This is a genomic window from Gracilibacillus dipsosauri (assembly GCF_003176895.1).
Lineage (GTDB): Bacteria > Bacillota > Bacilli > Bacillales > Amphibacillaceae > Gracilibacillus > Gracilibacillus dipsosauri.
In genome coordinates this window covers 51079-67981 of sequence record NZ_QGTD01000014.1, presented here as the reverse complement: position 1 = coordinate 67981, position 16903 = coordinate 51079, and the positions used below count along the sequence as shown (strand labels likewise).

Below are 16903 nucleotides of genomic sequence, written 5' to 3'. Positions count from 1 at the left end.
TTCAAAATAGGAAGTTGCCTTAAGGGAGGGATAATCATTGGGATTGTTTAAATTGTTAAAGCAAGATATCGAAGTGGTATTTGACCAAGACCCTGCGGCAAGAACTTATATGGAGGTTTGCCTTACCTATTCAGGACTGCATGCTATTTGGTCACATCGGATTGCTCATGGCCTTTACCGAAAGAAGTTTTTCTTTATCGCAAGAGTCATTTCACAAATAAGTCGTTTTTTTACGGGGGTGGAAATCCATCCAGGGGCTAAGATCGGCAAACGCTTCTTCATCGATCATGGTATGGGGGTAGTGATTGGAGAGACCTGTGAAATAGGCGATAATGTTACGATTTACCAAGGTGTGACATTAGGCGGAACTGGGAAAGAGAAAGGGAAACGACATCCTACGATAAAGGATAATGCGCTTATAGCAACCGGAGCAAAAGTGTTAGGCTCAATTACGATTGGTGAAAACTCCAAAATCGGTGCGGGGTCTGTTGTGCTAAAGGATGTACCAGACCATTCTACCGTTGTCGGTATACCAGGACGTGTTGTTGTCCAAAATGGAGAAAAGCTAAGAAAAGATTTAGATCATCATAAGTTGCCTGATCCCATAAGTGAAGTATTAAAAGAGATGCGCGAAGAAATTAGTGCATTAAGAACAGAGTTAGAAATGATTAAAGGAGCGAAACGTGATGACGATTAAAATATATAACACACTGACTCGAAAAAAAGAAGCCTTTCATCCGATAGAGCCGGGAAAAGTGAAAATGTATGTATGTGGTCCAACTGTTTACAATTACATTCATATTGGAAACGCACGCCCTGCCATCGTATTTGATACGGTTAGAAGATACCTGGAATACAAAGACTATGATGTCGAGTATGTGCTCAATTTTACCGATGTGGATGATAAGTTGATTAAAGCAGCCAAAGAGTTAGGAGAAGAGGTTCCAACTATTGCGAATCGATTTATTGAAGCATATAAGGAAGATGTAGGGGCACTTGGGGTGAAGGAGGCAGATCATCATCCACGTGTAACCGAGACAATGGATGATATTATTGCTTTTATCCAAACATTAATCGATAAGGGGCATGCTTATTCTGTGGACGGAGATGTTTATTTTAAGACGAGATCCTTTCAGCATTATGGAAAGCTGTCCCATCAATCGATAGATGAGCTTAGATCTGGTGCCCGTATACAAATAGGAGAGAAAAAGGAAGATCCGCTTGATTTTGCGTTATGGAAGCAGGCAAAGGATGGAGAAATATCTTGGCAATCCCCATGGGGGGAAGGAAGACCAGGCTGGCACATTGAATGCTCGGCAATGGCGAAGCGATATTTAGGAGAGACCATTGATATCCATGCGGGTGGACAGGATCTTACTTTCCCACATCATGAGAATGAAATAGCGCAATCAGAGGCGGCGACAGGCAAGTCCTTCGCTAATTATTGGATGCATAATGGTTATATTAATATTGATAATGAAAAGATGTCTAAATCGTTAGGTAACTTCGTATTAGCCCATGATCTAATCGAACGTCATGACCCGAAAGTGCTTCGCTTTTTTATGTTAAGTGTCCATTACCGTAATCCGATTAACTTTAGTGATGCATTATTAGAAAGTGCTAAGAATAGCTTTGATCGAATTGAAAATGTGTTGGTAAATTTAAAGCACCGTAAAACATCTAGTTTAGATTTAGTGGCTGATAATCAAGTATGGTTGGATAAAATCACGAACATGCAGCACTCCTTTGAAATGGAAATGGAGGATGATTTCAACACAGCTAACGCCATTGCTGTCATCTTCGATTTAGTCAAAGAGGCGAACACGTATCTACAAGAAAGTCAAACACATACAGAGGTTATAGAAGCTTTTGAAAATACTTTAAATAGCTGGTTAAAGATCTTAGGCATTCAACGTGAGGAAGAAGCGTTACTTGATGAAGAAATCGAGCAATTAATTGAGCAACGGATAGAAGCGAGAAAAAATAAGGATTTTGCGCTCGCTGATAAGATTCGTGATGATTTAAAGGAACGTAATATTATTCTTGAGGATACACCACAAGGAACGCGCTGGAAACGAGGATTATAATGGAAAATGCAAAACAATTAAAAAGTCTAGCACTAGCCTATATGGGGGATGCCGTCTATGAAACCCAAATACGTCAATATTTATTGGAGAAGGGCAATGTAAGAGTGCATGAATTACACCAATTAGCGGTTCAATATGTGAAGGCATATGCTCAAGCAAAGGTTGTTCAAAGTTGGCTGGACGCTGGAGTACTAACGGAAGGCGAAGAAGCGATTGTTCGTAGGGGGCGGAATGCTAAGTCAGGTTCTGTTCCCAAGAATACAAGTGTCCAAGCCTACCGCCATAGTACGGCCTTTGAGGCACTACTAGGCTATTTATATTTAGACGGACAAACAGAACGGTTAGATGAGCTTATTCAACAGGCTATCACTATCATCGAGAAAGGAGAGGAATAGGATGGGGCAAGAATGGATGGTTGGCAAAAATACCGTGATGGAAATATTAGAATCAGGAAGATCGATTGAAAAAATATACTTATTAGAGAATTTGAATCCATCTCTAGCAAAGAAAATTCAAGCAATGGCAAAAAAAGCGAATGCTACAGTGCAACGGGTACCAAAAAAGAAATTAGATCAGCTTGTAGAGAATAGTAATCATCAAGGAATTGCTGCCCTTGTGTCTGCCTATGAGTATGCAAGTCTTGAACAATTATTTGCGATTGGAGAAGAAAGAAACGAGAATCCTTTTTTTATCTTATTAGATGAAATAGAGGATCCTCACAATCTTGGCTCCATTCTCCGAACAGCTGATGCAACAGGAGCCCATGGTGTTATCATACCAAAGCGTAGAGCGGTAGGCTTAACCGCTACAGTTGCGAAGACTTCTGTGGGAGCAATTGAGCATATCCCTGTGGTCCGAGTGACAAATATCGTGCAGACAATCGAAGAATTAAAAGCAAGAAATGTGTGGGTCGTTGGCACAGAGGCGGAAGCAACAGAGGATTATCGTCAATTGGATGGGAGCTTACCATTAGCCCTTGTCATCGGAAATGAAGGGAAGGGAATGAGTAGGCTCGTGAAGAAAAACTGTGACTGGACAGTTAGCCTCCCAATGAAAGGGCGTGTTTCCTCGCTGAATGCTTCGGTTGCAGCAAGTATTCTCATGTATGAAATTTATCGAAAAAGGTATTCAATTGGTGAATCGTAATGGACATTTTATTAGTCGATGGCTACAACATGATTGGTGCGTGGCAGGGGCTAAAGGCTTTACGAGAGGAGGATCTCGATAAGGCTAGATTGTTATTGATCGATAAAATGGCAGAATATCAAGCCTACAGAAGGAGAAGAGTCATTGTTGTATTTGATGCTTATGAGGTTAGAGGACTCGAAAACCGTCATGAACAATATAAGGTGGAGGTTATTTTTACGAAGGAAAATGAAACAGCTGATCAATGTATTGAACGGTTGATTAAGGAACTGAAAAATGTAAAAACAAAAGTATTTGTCGCAACCTCTGATTATACGGAGCAACGAATGATTTTTGCTCAAGGGGCATTTCGTATGTCGGCAAGAGAGCTAGAAATAGAGATTCAAAACATTCAAAAAGAAATCAAACAAGATATTAAAATACATCAACAAAAGAAAATAAGGAGTAAAATTCCTCTTAATGACCATGTCCTACAAGTTTTTGAAAGGTGGCGACGTGGTAATAAATAGAAAAACACTGGTTGACGGTTATAAAGCGCTTCCTGTATAATATTGCTATTATATTAGTCTGCTTTAACTATATTGGCATTAGCTAGGAGGAGTCCTGATTATAACCATGCGCAGAGAGAATAACGAGCTAAATTTTCAACTGTTGGACGATAATGAGTTAATTTTGCTAATTCAGGGTGGAAATACATATGCACTAGATTTTCTGATCCAAAAATATAAATCATTTGTTCGTGCTAAAGCTAAATCTTATTTTCTTGTTGGAGCAGATCATGAGGATATTACACAAGAAGGTATGATTGGGTTATTTAAGGCTATTCGGGACTTTCAACAGGATAAGCAATCTTCCTTTAGGGCGTTTGCTGAGCTTTGCATTACGAGACAGATTATTACAGCAGTGAAGACAGCAACAAGACAGAAGCATATGCCGTTAAATTCGTATATATCATTGGACAAGCCTATCTATGACGAGGAATCAGATCGCACCTTGTTAGATGTTCTTGAAGCAACGATTGCTTTAGACCCACAAGAACTAATTATTAGTCGAGAGAAGCATGGTGATATGGAGGGAAAACTAGCAGAGCTGTTAAGTAGATTAGAACGAGATGTCCTATTGTTATATTTAGAGGGCAAAACCTATCAGGAAATTTCAGCGGAATTAAATCGACATGCGAAATCAATTGATAATGCACTTCAGCGTGTAAAGAGGAAATTAGAAAAATACCTCGAAGAAAGCGATATTTATATCTCCTAATCTAAAAACCTGGGGATTATTTAGTAGGTCGTTGACAGGCTTATTCAACCATGCTACATTAAAAAGGGTGAAAAACATGGGAAAAAAGGTCGTCCTTGCATGCGAGGTTTGTCATAATAGAAATTATAGTACGGAGAAAAACACAACAGATTCGGTTCGATTAGAAGTGAAAAAGTTTTGTAAGCAGTGCAATAGACATACCATTCATAAGGAAACGAAATAGTTTTACTGGCATTGAAGACAGTTTGGAGGTACACATAGTGAATCCTGTAACTTTTTTGAAGAACGTATCCAGAGAAATGAAAAAAGTGTCCTGGCCGAGAGGGCGCGAATTAACCCGTTATACGATTACCGTAATTGTTACCGTCGCTTTTGTTACAATCTTTTTTGCATTAATAGATCTTGGAATTACGCAACTTTTAAATCTTTTATTTGAATAAATAGAATTTATATATGTTATACTATTTATAAATATGTCTAAAATATTTAAAGAGAACCCGCGTGACGGGTTTTTTAAATGGAATCAAATAACAAAATCACTAGAATTCGGCCGTAGAAGACAAGTTAATAAATAAGGGAGGGATGGGCGAAAAACGCCCTCTAGAAATGGAAAAAAGATGGTATGTCGTGCATACTTATTCTGGATATGAGAATAAAGTAAAAACGAATTTAGAAAAAAGACTAGAGTCCATGGGGATGGAAGACAAGATTTTCAGAGTGTTAGTTCCCGAAGATGAAGAAACAGAAATCAAGAATGGTAAGAAGAAAGTGGCAAAGAAAAAGGTATTCCCTGGCTATGTATTAGCTGAAATGGTGATGACAGACGATTCGTGGTATGTGGTCCGAAACACGCCAGGTGTAACGGGATTTGTTGGCTCGGCCGGTTCTGGATCTAAACCAACCCCATTATTAGAAGAAGAAGTGGAAACAATTCTGAAGCGAATGGGTTATCAAGAGCCTGTAACGGAAATAGACTTTGAGTTAAAAGAAACGGTAGAAGTAGTGGATGGTCCGTTCAATAATTTCTCCGGAACGATTGAAAAAATAGATTTAGATAAACAAAAGGTTCGAGTACATGTCAACATGTTCGGAAGGGAAACACCAGTAGAATTAGATTTCTCACAAGTGAAAAAAATGTCATAAGGAATTAGAATTTAAATTAATTGGTAGAGGTACTTGCATTTTAAGCTAATTAATGCTAAAATTCTTATGTTCTTTATGCCTCGAGTAGAAGGTTATTTAACATATGTATTAGAGTGGGAGGGTGAAACCCTATTACCACATCACGGACTTAAGGAGGTGTGTCTCGTGGCTAAAAAAGTAGAGAAAGTTGTTAAACTTCAAATTCCAGCAGGAAAAGCGAACCCAGCACCACCAGTTGGACCTGCATTAGGTCAAGCGGGTGTTAATATCATGGGATTTTGTAAAGAGTTTAATGCTCGTACACAGGATCAAGCTGGTTTGATCATTCCAGTAGAAATTTCGGTTTTTGAAGACCGTTCATTTACATTTATTACAAAAACTCCACCAGCAGCAGTATTGCTTAAAAAAGCAGCAGGTATTGAAACTGCTTCAGGGGAGCCAAATCGCAATAAAGTTGCAACACTTAAACGCGACAAAGTGAAGGAAATCGCTGAACTGAAAATGCCTGATTTAAATGCTGCTGATGTTGAAGCTGCAATGCGTATGGTCGAAGGTACTGCACGTAGTATGGGTATCGTAATCGAGGACTAATCTCACAGCGTTGTACAAAGGCTAATGGGTTGCGGTAGTAGAGGAATACCTCATGTCGCAACCTTTGTTATGTTTTAGCTTTTGATAGAAGTGGGAGGTATAACCGTTAAAACCACAAAGGAGGAAAATATAATGGCTAAAAAAACAAAGAAACAACAAGAAGCTTTAAAGCTTGTTGATAACACAAAAGCATATGAAGTAAAAGAAGCTTTAGAATTAGTAAAAAAGACAGCAACTGCGAAGTTTGATGAAACAGTGGAAGTAGCATTTCGTTTAGGGGTTGATCCGAAAAAAGCGGATCAACAAATCCGTGGAGCAATGGTATTACCACATGGTACTGGTAAAAGCCAAACTGTTTTAGTTTTTGCTAAAGGGGATAAAGCGAAGGAAGCGGAAGCTGCTGGAGCAGATTATGTAGGAGAACAAGACCTAATTAATAAAATTAACCAAGGTTGGTTTGATTTTGATGTAGTCGTTGCAACTCCTGACATGATGGCAGAGGTAGGTAAGCTAGGTCGTGTATTAGGACCAAAAGGCTTAATGCCAAACCCTAAGACAGGTACAGTAACCTTCGAAGTAGAAAAAGCTGTCCAAGAAATTAAAGCAGGTAAAGTAGAGTACCGCGTAGATAAACAATCAAATATCCACGTGCCAATTGGAAAGGTTTCTTTCGACTTAGATAAGCTCGTAGAGAACTTCCAAGCATTAGCTGAAACAATTGTTAAAGCTAAGCCTCAAGCTGCAAAAGGTACTTACCTACGAAACGTTGCTGTATCATCTACAATGGGCCCTGGTATCAAAGTAGATTCATCAGCATTTGCGAAATAATTTATTCTTGACTTTTAGAATTGTACACTGTATAATTCACAAAGGTTAAGTTAATCAAAATATATACATTATACCGTAGACAGTAGGTGCGTTATGCTTAATTTCCTACCGAGGTGTGTCTGGATAAATGTAAAGAGCTTGTGTGTTTTCATATGCTCTTTCAATAAATGACAGTCATAAAACCTCCATGTCTACATGGGGGTTTTTACTTTGGTAAAAGATATTTATCTTTTATAAGTGCGGTATAATGATCGCAAAACAGGAGGTGGAATCATGTCAAAAGTATTGGAGCAGAAAAAACAGGTGGTTGCTGAAATTGCTGACAAGTTTAAAGAAAGCCAATCAACTATTTTGGTAGACTACCGTGGATTAAATGTAGCAGAAGTAACAGAATTACGTTCACAATTACGTGAAGCTGGTGTAGAATTCAAGGTTTACAAAAACACAATGACCCGTCGTGCAGTAGAAGAGGCAGAGTTAAATGAATTAACAGATGTCCTTGCGGGACCAACTGCTATTGCTTTTAGCAAAGAGGATGTTGTAGCTCCTGCAAAAGTATTGAGTAACTTTGCAAAAGAGCATGAAGCACTTGAAATTAAAGGTGGCGTTGTAGAAGGATCTGTCGCTTCCCTTGAGCAAATCAAGGAGCTTGCGGACCTTCCAAACTACGAAGGTATGCTTTCTATGCTACTCAGCGTTCTACAAGCGCCAGTACGCAACTTCGCTTATGCAACAAAAGCTGTTGCGGAGCAAAAAGAAGAGCAAGGCGCTTAAGTTTTTGGTATATAAAAAACATTCGGATATGTTCATAAATAATAAAAAATTAGGAGGAATTAAACATGTCTAAAGAGCAAATTATTGAAGCAATCAAAGAAATGTCTGTTCTTGAGTTAAATGATTTAGTAAAAGCAATTGAAGAAGAATTTGGTGTAACTGCAGCAGCTCCTGTTGCTGTAGCAGGTGCAGCTGGTGGAGAAGCAGCTGAAGAAAAATCAGAATTTGATGTAGTTCTTGAAAATGCTGGAGCTTCTAAAATCAAAGTGGTTAAAGCTGTTCGTGAAATCACTGGTCTTGGACTTAAAGATGCAAAAGACTTAGTTGATAACGCTCCTGGAGCAATCAAAGAAGGCGTAGCAAAAGAAGAAGCAGAAGAAATGAAAGCTAAGCTTGAAGAAGCAGGCGCAACTGTAGAATTAAAATAATAGAGGAACACCGCAAAAGCTCGCTATATAATGGCGAGCTTTTGTGTTAGGATATGCTTAGAATATGTGCTGGATTTTTGATCGAATCCTTTTTTGCATGGAAAGGAGTTATGCCATGACTAATCAATATTTTTCTCAGAACCCTGATGTGGAGAGTGATCGGAGGACGTGGACTTTTCCAATAAGGGGGTATTCTCTTACCTTTACAACAGATAACGGTGTTTTTTCGAAAAATGAGGTCGATTTTGGCTCTAGACTTTTAATCGATACCTTTACCCTTCCTGCTGTTGATGGAGATATATTAGATTTAGGCTGTGGGTATGGTCCGGTCGGTATCGCACTCGCGAAGGATTTCCCTGATCGAAATATCATTGGGGTTGATATTAATCAAAGGGCTCTCGAACTGGCAAACGAAAATGCACGGCAAAATGATGTGAAAAATGTAAGCTTTCTAGAAAGTGATATATTTAGTGAAATAAAAGAAAAGAAATTTGCTGCGATCTTGACGAATCCGCCTATCCGCGCAGGTAAACAAGTGGTGCATCAAATGCTAGAAGATTCAAAGGAAGCATTGCTGTATGGTGGGGAATTATCTGTCGTTATTCAGAAAAAACAGGGGGCTCCATCTGCTCAGAAGAAACTAGAAGAACTTTTTTCGGAGGTTGAAGTTGTCGCAAAGAAAAAAGGATATTTTATATTTCGTGCTAAATAAGTTGACTCTGCCATCCACTTGTGTTAATATTGAAAAATGCCAATAGGACGAAACCCTTGTCAAGTATAAATTTTAATGTATATTTTTAAAAATGTTGGAAAAACTATCTAACATGCGCTGTTTTAGCATACTTGTAATCTTATTCGTAACTATAATGGCATTTTATTAGCTAATAGAGTTCTCTACTCAATCTTATTAGATTCCTTATTATTTTTCCACAGAAACATTTAGCAAATGAATAACATCTGCTCACTAGCAGGTGTCTATATATAACTTGTGAGCAAATTACCACAGGTTTGTTCGGTGTGTATGCCCGAACGGAAATGCAACACTTACTAAATTATACGATCTATAGAGAAATGTCAAATAACCTATAGTTAGTAAAGTATAAATGGTAAGTGTGGTTTCGTTTATACTATAGGTTGGTTATTTAAGCTCTTGGGACTATAGTATAAGTGAAACATAGACTTTCGTTTTCGTGTCACGAAAATGCTGAGTCAAGTTTTTCTAATGGCCATTTTAACATGGTGACTATCTTTTATTAATGATCGAGGGGTGAATCAGTTGACAGGTCAACTAGTTCAATACGGACGACACCGCCAACGTAGAAGTTATGCGCGTATTAGTGAGGTATTAGAGTTACCAAATTTAATCGAGATTCAAACAGCGTCCTATCAATGGTTCTTGGATGAAGGGTTAAAGGAAATGTTCCAGGACATTTCTCCAATTGAGGATTTTGCGGGCAACCTTTCCTTAGAGTTTGTGGATTATAGCCTCGGAGAACCGAAATATCCTGTTGATGAATCGAAGGAAAGAGATGTGACATATAACGCACCTCTTCGAGTGAAAGTTCGTTTATTAAATAACGAAACAGGTGAAGTGAAGGAACAAGAAGTGTTTATGGGTGATTTCCCACTGATGACAGATACAGGTACATTTGTGATTAATGGGGCAGAACGCGTTATCGTATCTCAACTGGTTCGTTCACCAAGTGTATATTACAATGCCAAAGTCGATAAAAACGGAAAGCGTGGCTATGCTGCTACTGTTATCCCGAACAGAGGGGCTTGGTTAGAATTTGAAACAGATGCTAAGGATGTCGTACATGTTCGAATTGATCGAACAAGAAAATTACCAATCACGGTACTCTTAAGAGCATTAGGTTTTGGAGATGATCAAGAGATTATCGATTTACTAGGAGAAAATGAATACTTAAGAAATACATTAGAAAAAGACAATACTGAAACAAGTGAAAAAGCGCTACTAGAAATTTATGAGCGTTTAAGACCAGGGGAGCCACCTACTGTCGACAATGCCAAAAGTCTCCTTGTTTCTAGATTCTTTGATCCAAAAAGATATGATCTAGCACATGTTGGTAGATATAAAATAAATAAGAAGCTTCACATTAAAAATCGTTTGTTCAATCAAATATTAGCAGAGCCGATTGTGGATACAGAAACTGGTGAGGTTATTGCTAATAAGGGTGATCAATTAGATAGACGCTTATTAGATAAGATATTACCAATCTTAGATTCTGATGATAACCGCTTTGGTGAGAAGGTTCTAGAACCACACGAAGGAGTCCTAGAAGACCCAATTCATGTACAATCTATTAAGATTGTCGATCCAACAGATCCTGAAGGTGAGAGAACACTAACCGTTATCGGTAATAACAATGTAGATAGCAATATTAAAAATATTACACCAGGTGATATTTTGTCTGCTATCAGTTATTTCTTCAACATTTTACATGAAGTAGGCGATACGGATGATATTGACCACTTAGGTAACCGTCGTCTAAGATCTGTAGGGGAATTATTGCAAAACCAATTTAGAATTGGTTTATCTAGAATGGAGCGTGTGGTACGTGAGAGAATGTCTATTCAGGACACCTCTTCTATTACTCCACAGCAATTAATTAATATTCGCCCAGTGATAGCCTCCATTAAGGAGTTCTTTGGTAGTTCACAGCTTTCACAATTTATGGACCAAACGAACCCATTAGCTGAATTAACACACAAGCGTCGTTTATCTGCATTAGGCCCTGGTGGTTTAACAAGAGAACGTGCCGGCTTTGAAGTGCGTGACGTTCACTATTCACACTATGGTCGTATGTGTCCAATTGAGACTCCTGAGGGACCGAACATTGGACTAATCAACTCCTTGTCTTCTTATGCAAAGGTGAACAAATTTGGTTTCATTGAAACACCATACCGTCGTGTTGATCCAGAAACCGGAAAAGTAACCGATCAAATGGACTATTTGACTGCAGATGAAGAAGATAATTATGTAGTTGCACAAGCTAATGCTGAGCTTGATGATGAAGGAAGATTCGTGGATGATGAAGTAATTGCTCGTTTCCGCGGGGAGAACACGATCGTCAAGCGTGAAAAGATCGATTACATGGACGTATCGCCGAAACAAGTAGTTTCAGCTGCGACAGCATGTATTCCGTTCTTAGAAAATGATGACTCTAACCGTGCGTTAATGGGTGCGAACATGCAGCGTCAAGCAGTACCTCTAATGCAACCAAAAGCTCCGATCGTTGGAACAGGTATGGAATATGTATCAGGTAAAGACTCTGGAGCTGCTGTGATTTGTAGGCATGAAGGTATTGTAGAAAGAGTAGAAGCAAAAGAAATTCTCATACGCCGCATTTCTGAAATAGATGGTAAAGAAGTAGAAGGTGACTTAGACCGTTATCGTCTACAAAAATTCATTCGTTCTAACCAAGGAACATGCTATAACCAACGACCAATTGTTCAAAAAGGTGATCGTATTACTAAAGGAGAAATTCTAGCGGACGGACCTTCTATGGAAGATGGTGAACTTGCATTAGGGCAAAATGTTTTAGTTGGGTTTATGACATGGGAAGGTTATAACTATGAAGATGCGATCATCATGAGCGAACGACTTGTAAAAGACGATGTGTATACTTCTATTCATATCGAAGAGTACGAGTCAGAAGCGCGTGATACGAAGTTAGGACCTGAAGAAATCACACGTGATATTCCAAATGTTGGGGAAGATGCCTTACGTGACCTTGACGAAAGAGGAATTATACGTGTAGGTGCAGAAGTAGAAGATGGTGATTTGCTTGTCGGTAAGGTAACACCTAAAGGGGTGACAGAATTATCTGCTGAGGAGCGTTTATTACATGCTATCTTTGGTGAAAAGGCGCGTGAAGTAAGAGATACATCATTAAGAGTTCCACACGGTGCAGGGGGAATTGTACTAGATGTAAAAATCTTTAATCGTGCGGATGGTGATGAATTACCACCAGGTGTAAACCAATTAGTTCGTGTTTATATCGTTCAAAAACGGAAAATCCATGAAGGGGATAAAATGGCTGGTCGTCACGGGAACAAAGGGGTTATCTCTAAAATCCTTCCAGAAGAAGATATGCCATTCCTTCCAGACGGAACACCGATTGACATCATGTTAAACCCATTAGGGGTACCGTCACGTATGAACATCGGGCAAGTACTCGAGCTTCATCTCGGTATGGCCGCTAGACAGCTAGGCATTCATGTTGCTTCACCAGTATTTGATGGGGCTCGTGAAGAAGATGTATGGGAAACGATTGAAGAAGCCGGACTCTCAAGAGATGCCAAAACGATTCTTTATGATGGCCGCACAGGAGAGCCTTTTGATAATCGTGTTTCTGTTGGTGTTATGTACATGATCAAGCTAGCACACATGGTTGACGATAAGCTACATGCGCGTTCAACAGGTCCATACTCCCTTGTTACACAGCAACCACTAGGTGGTAAAGCACAATTCGGTGGACAACGTTTTGGTGAGATGGAGGTATGGGCATTAGAAGCATATGGTGCTGCATATACCTTACAAGAAATTCTAACTGTCAAATCTGATGATACCGTTGGTCGTGTGAAAACATACGAATCAATTGTAAAAGGGGAAAATGTCCCTGAGCCAGGAATTCCTGAGTCATTTAAAGTATTAATTAAGGAATTACAAAGCTTAGGAATGGATGTCAAAATGCTTTCAGGTGATGAACAAGAAATCGAGTTAAAGGACGAGGATGAGGACGATACTCATTCTGCTGACAACTTTAACCTAGAAATAGAAGAAACAACTAGCTGATGAAATCAACGTGTTCCTAACCATTCTATGCAATGGTTAGGAACCTATCTGTCTTAACAAAAACCGAAAGATAAAAAAAGGGAGGTTGACCCCTTGTTAGATGTAAATAACTTTGAATACATGAAAATAGGCTTAGCTTCACCGAACAAAATTAGATCCTGGTCCTATGGTGAAGTCAAAAAGCCAGAAACCATTAATTATCGGACATTAAAACCGGAAAAAGATGGTTTGTTCTGTGAACGAATCTTCGGACCACAAAAGGACTGGGAATGTCATTGTGGAAAATATAAACGAGTTCGTTATAAAGGTGTTGTTTGTGATCGTTGTGGTGTGGAAGTAACGAAAGCAAAAGTACGTCGTGAACGAATGGGTCATATTGAATTGGCAGCACCAGTTTCTCATATCTGGTATTTCAAAGGCATTCCAAGTCGCATGGGGCTAGTATTAGATATGTCTCCTCGTGCTTTAGAGGAAGTGATCTATTTCGCAGCCTATATCGTTATTGATGCAGGCGATACAGCGTTAGAGAAAAAACAATTACTCTCTGAAAAAGAATATCGTGCTTATCGAGATAAATACGGTAATTCTTTTAAGGCGGAGATGGGTGCTGAAGCGATTAAGAAAATTCTACAAGATATCGACCTGGAAAAAGAAGTCGATCTCTTAAGAGAAGAATTAAAATCAGCACAAGGTCAAAGAAGAACACGTGCGATTAAACGCTTGGAAGTACTAGAAGCATTCCGTAATTCTGGTAATGATCCGAGCTGGATGATCATGGATGTATTACCAATCATCCCACCAGAATTAAGACCAATGGTACAGTTAGATGGTGGACGTTTTGCTACTTCAGACTTAAACGATTTATATCGTCGTGTTATTAACCGTAACAATCGTCTGAAAAGGTTGCTTGATTTAGGAGCACCAAGCATTATTGTTCAAAACGAAAAACGCATGCTACAAGAGGCCGTAGATGCTCTTATTGACAATGGTCGTCGTGGACGTCCGGTTACTGGACCTGGTAATAGACCATTAAAATCATTGTCTCACATGTTAAAAGGTAAGCAAGGTCGTTTTCGTCAAAACCTTCTTGGTAAACGTGTAGACTATTCTGGACGTTCGGTTATCGTAGTTGGACCACATTTAAAAATGTACCAATGTGGTTTGCCGAAGGAAATGGCGGTTGAGCTATTCAAGCCTTTTATTATGAAAGAGCTAGTTGAAAGAGGTTTGGCACATAATATTAAATCAGCTAAACGAAAAATTGAAAGATTACATGCAGAGGTTTGGGATGTATTAGAAGATGTCATTAAAGAACATCCAGTTCTCCTTAACCGTGCACCTACCTTGCACAGATTAGGTATTCAAGCATTTGAACCAACTCTAGTAGAAGGGCGCGCTATTCGTCTTCATCCATTGGTTTGTACAGCGTATAACGCCGATTTTGATGGTGACCAAATGGCTGTCCATGTACCTTTATCAGCAGAAGCACAAGCAGAAGCGCGTATTCTCATGCTTGCTGCTCAAAACATTCTAAACCCTAAGGATGGAAAACCGGTTGTAACCCCTTCTCAGGATATGGTATTAGGGAACTATTACTTAACAATGGAACGGGAAAATGCCGTTGGTGAAGGGATGGTCTTCAAGGATATCAATGAAGCATTAATCGCCTATCAAAATGGCTATGTTCATTTACACACACGAATTGCCGTACAACCAACATCCTTAAACAAAGAAGCTTTTACAGATGAGCAGAACCAAAAGTTAATGATTACAACAGTAGGGAAACTAATTTTCAATAATATGTTACCTGAATCATTCCCTTATATGAATGAACCAACTCAGAAGAACTTAGAAGAGGCAACTCCTGATAAGTACTTTGTTGAAAAAGGTGTAAACATTAAAGAGGAAATTGCTAATCGAGAGATTATTCCTCCATTCAAGAAAGGGATTTTAGGAGATATTATTGCGGAAGTATTTAAGAAGTTTAAAATTAGTGAAACCTCTAAAATGTTAGATAGAATGAAGGATTTAGGATTCGCTTATTCTACAAAAGCAGGTATTACGGTAGGGGTAGCCGATATCGTCGTATTAGCGGAAAAAGAAGAAATTCTAAAAGCTGCTCAAGCTAAAGTGGATAAAGTTTTACAACAATTCCGAAGAGGTTTAATTACAGATGAAGAGCGCTATGATCGTGTTATTTCTATCTGGTCTCAAGCAAAAGATGATATTCAGGATAAATTAATGAAATCCTTGAATCCTCGTAACCCGATCTTTATGATGAGTGATTCAGGAGCCCGTGGTAACGCATCTAACTTTACTCAATTAGCAGGTATGCGTGGTCTAATGGCCAACCCAGCAGGTCGAATTATTGAATTACCGATCAAGTCAAGCTTCCGTGAAGGTTTAACCGTACTAGAGTACTTTATTTCTACTCACGGTGCACGTAAAGGTCTTGCCGATACTGCCTTGAAGACAGCTGACTCTGGTTATTTAACAAGACGTCTAGTCGATGTAGCACAAGATGTTATTATCCGTGAAGAAGATTGTGGTACTGACAGAGGCCTAACAGTAACTGCTATAACAGAAGGTACTGAAATGATTGAGCCACTAATTGATCGCTTAATTGGAAGAACAGTATTCCAAAATGTTTATCATCCTGAAACAAAAGACTTAATTATTTCAAAAAATGAAGTGATTACAGAAGATATTGCCAAAGAGATTGTAGAATCAGGTATTGAGGAAGTAATGATCCGTACGGTATTCACATGTAATACGAAGCATGGTACTTGTAAGAAATGCTATGGTCGCAACCTAGCAACTGGTGAAGAGGTTGAAGTGGGAGAGGCAGTAGGTATTATTGCTGCTCAATCAATCGGTGAACCAGGTACACAGTTAACGATGCGTACCTTCCACACTGGTGGTGTTGCAGGAAGCGATATTACACAAGGTTTACCTCGTATTCAAGAGATCTTTGAAGCAAGAAATCCGAAGGGGCAAGCGGTCATTTCTGAAATCTTCGGAATTGTGAAAGATGTGACAGAGGTCAAAGACAAACAAGAGATCGTTGTCCAAGGTGCGATCGAAACGAAAACCTACACTGCGCCATATGGAGCTCGTTTAAAAGTATCCATAGGAGATGAAGTGGAAGCAGGCCAGGCTTTAACAGAAGGTTCTATCGATCCGAAAGAATTGCTTAAGATTCAAGGTATTGATGGAGTCCAATCATACTTGCTAAAAGAAGTACAAAAAGTATATCGTATGCAAGGGGTAGAAATCGGTGATAAACACGTAGAGGTTATGGTGCGACAAATGCTACGTAAAGTCCGTGTGGCAGATTCTGGAGATACAGATGTACTACCAGGCTCTCTACTTGAGGTTCACCAATTTAAAGATGCAAATAAACAATCCCTATTCAGTGGTGGTCGACCTGCAGTTGGAAGACCTGTCTTGTTAGGTATTACAAAAGCATCTCTAGAGACAGACTCCTTCTTATCCGCGGCTTCCTTCCAAGAGACAACGAGGGTGTTAACAGATGCCGCTATTAAAGGAAAACGAGATGAATTACTCGGTCTCAAAGAAAATGTTATCATTGGTAAGCTAGTTCCAGCAGGTACAGGTATGCAGAAGTACCGTCGTATCAAGGAAAAACTAGCAGAAGATCCAAGTCTTGCAGAAGAAGTAGCAACAGGTGAGATTACTTCTTAAGCAGTCTAACGAATGTGTTCGACATCTACCTAGTTCAGGTAGATGTCGAACATCAATCTTTCCATTTTTACTTGATAAACAACAAGGGATAAAAACGGAAGTAAGGAAAAATTACTAAATTT

16 protein-coding genes and 1 other annotated feature are annotated in these 16903 nt (G+C 39.1%); all 16 genes read left to right on the top strand.

From position 1 onward, the window contains the following. Window positions 1-43 precede the first annotated feature (43 nt). The 16 genes from cysE (at window position 44) to rpoC (ending at window position 16781) form a co-directional block, all read left to right on the top strand. Complete coding sequence (gene cysE / locus DLJ74_RS15565) at window positions 44-697, top strand: serine O-acetyltransferase (protein ID WP_109985159.1); 654 nt, start codon at window positions 44-46, stop codon at window positions 695-697. Further along, window positions 687-2087, top strand: a complete 1401-nt coding sequence (gene cysS / locus DLJ74_RS15560; RefSeq protein WP_109985143.1) for a cysteine--tRNA ligase — start codon at window positions 687-689, stop codon at window positions 2085-2087. Before cysE ends, cysS begins: the two co-directional genes overlap by 11 nt. Continuing rightward, on the top strand, window positions 2087-2482 hold the full coding sequence (locus DLJ74_RS15555; protein ID WP_054787935.1) for a Mini-ribonuclease 3: 396 nt from the start codon (window positions 2087-2089) through the stop codon (window positions 2480-2482). The genes cysS and DLJ74_RS15555 overlap by 1 nt, the downstream gene beginning before the upstream one ends. A 1-nt stretch (window position 2483) precedes the next feature. Beyond that, window positions 2484-3233: a 23S rRNA (guanosine(2251)-2'-O)-methyltransferase RlmB gene (gene rlmB / locus DLJ74_RS15550; protein WP_109985142.1), complete on the top strand. Its 750-nt coding sequence runs from the start codon at window positions 2484-2486 to the stop codon at window positions 3231-3233. Further along, window positions 3233-3742 carry an NYN domain-containing protein gene (locus DLJ74_RS15545; RefSeq protein ID WP_109985141.1) on the top strand — a complete coding sequence of 170 codons (510 nt, stop codon included), beginning with the start codon at window positions 3233-3235 and terminating at the stop codon, window positions 3740-3742. Before rlmB ends, DLJ74_RS15545 begins: the two co-directional genes overlap by 1 nt. Before the next feature lie 106 nt (window positions 3743-3848). Further along, the gene (gene sigH / locus DLJ74_RS15540; protein WP_054787933.1) at window positions 3849-4493 is read left to right on the top strand and encodes an RNA polymerase sporulation sigma factor SigH; all 645 of its coding nucleotides are present in this window, start codon (window positions 3849-3851) and stop codon (window positions 4491-4493) included. A gap of 76 nt (window positions 4494-4569) precedes the next feature. Then, the gene (gene rpmG / locus DLJ74_RS15535) at window positions 4570-4716 is read left to right on the top strand and encodes a 50S ribosomal protein L33 (protein WP_109985140.1); all 147 of its coding nucleotides are present in this window, start codon (window positions 4570-4572) and stop codon (window positions 4714-4716) included. Window positions 4717-4753: 37 nt separating this feature from the next. Further along, on the top strand, window positions 4754-4933 hold the full coding sequence (gene secE, locus DLJ74_RS15530) for a preprotein translocase subunit SecE (protein WP_109985139.1): 180 nt from the start codon (window positions 4754-4756) through the stop codon (window positions 4931-4933). Window positions 4934-5099: 166 nt separating this feature from the next. Further along, a complete protein-coding gene (gene nusG, locus DLJ74_RS15525) occupies window positions 5100-5636 on the top strand; it encodes a transcription termination/antitermination protein NusG (RefSeq protein ID WP_109985158.1) in 537 nt (178 codons plus the stop codon). Window positions 5637-5801: 165 nt separating this feature from the next. Continuing rightward, window positions 5802-6227, top strand: coding sequence for a 50S ribosomal protein L11 (gene rplK / locus DLJ74_RS15520; protein WP_139180338.1), 426 nt, complete (start codon window positions 5802-5804; stop codon window positions 6225-6227). Window positions 6228-6359: 132 nt separating this feature from the next. After that, window positions 6360-7055, top strand: a complete 696-nt coding sequence (rplA, locus tag DLJ74_RS15515; RefSeq protein WP_109985138.1) for a 50S ribosomal protein L1 — start codon at window positions 6360-6362, stop codon at window positions 7053-7055. Window positions 7056-7110: 55 nt separating this feature from the next. Then, window positions 7111-7273 (top strand) — a sequence feature (ribosomal protein L10 leader region). 55 nt (window positions 7274-7328) lie between these two features. After that, window positions 7329-7829 (top strand): 50S ribosomal protein L10, encoded by a 501-nt coding sequence (rplJ, locus tag DLJ74_RS15510; protein WP_054787932.1) that lies wholly within the window; start codon window positions 7329-7331, stop codon window positions 7827-7829. 65 nt (window positions 7830-7894) lie between these two features. Then, window positions 7895-8257 carry a 50S ribosomal protein L7/L12 gene (gene rplL / locus DLJ74_RS15505; protein WP_054787931.1) on the top strand — a complete coding sequence of 121 codons (363 nt, stop codon included), beginning with the start codon at window positions 7895-7897 and terminating at the stop codon, window positions 8255-8257. 115 nt (window positions 8258-8372) lie between these two features. Then, window positions 8373-8969 (top strand): class I SAM-dependent methyltransferase, encoded by a 597-nt coding sequence (locus tag DLJ74_RS15500; RefSeq protein WP_109985137.1) that lies wholly within the window; start codon window positions 8373-8375, stop codon window positions 8967-8969. 564 nt (window positions 8970-9533) lie between these two features. Beyond that, window positions 9534-13076, top strand: coding sequence for a DNA-directed RNA polymerase subunit beta (gene rpoB / locus DLJ74_RS15495; protein ID WP_109985136.1), 3543 nt, complete (start codon window positions 9534-9536; stop codon window positions 13074-13076). Window positions 13077-13169: 93 nt separating this feature from the next. Beyond that, the gene (rpoC, locus tag DLJ74_RS15490; protein ID WP_109985135.1) at window positions 13170-16781 is read left to right on the top strand and encodes a DNA-directed RNA polymerase subunit beta'; all 3612 of its coding nucleotides are present in this window, start codon (window positions 13170-13172) and stop codon (window positions 16779-16781) included. The last annotated feature ends 122 nt before the right edge of the window (window positions 16782-16903 follow it).